Consider the following 490-nt stretch of genomic DNA (forward strand, 5'->3'; position numbering starts at 1 on the left):
GTGAAGGTGCACATCGTGACGGGCGCGGTGAGCGCCGCGCAGAACATCGTCAAGTGCGTGCGCCGCTGCGGGCTCTAAGTGAACGACCTGATCCTGCAGCCGCTCGCGTCGTCGCTCGCGGTGCTGACGGAAGACGAAAAAGACCTGGGCGTGGTGCTTGTCGACATCGGCGGCGGCACGACCGACATCGCGATCTTCGCCGAAGGCGCGATTCGCCACACGGCGGTGATTCCGATCGCGGGCGACCAGATCACGAGCGACATCGCGATGGCGCTGCGCACGCCGACGCCCGACGCGGAGGACATCAAGGTCGGCTACGGGATCGCGAAGCAGGCGCTCGCCGATCCGGACGAGATGGTCGAAGTGCCGGGCCTGGGCGAGCGCGGTCCGCGCACGCTGTCGCGGCAGGCGCTCGCGGCCGTCATCGAGCCGCGCGTCGAGGAGCTGTTCTCGCTCGTGCAGCAGGTCGTGCGCGAGTCCGGTTACGAAG

General features: G+C 68.6%; 1 pseudogene. It reads left to right on the top strand.

The annotated features are described in order from the left end of the window. Positions 1-490, top strand: a pseudogene (ftsA, locus tag J5M67_RS28065) (cell division protein FtsA); the annotation flags it as partial.

The organism is Pseudomonas sp. 30_B (assembly GCF_017491605.1).
Classification (GTDB): Bacteria; Pseudomonadota; Gammaproteobacteria; order Pseudomonadales; family Pseudomonadaceae; genus Pseudomonas.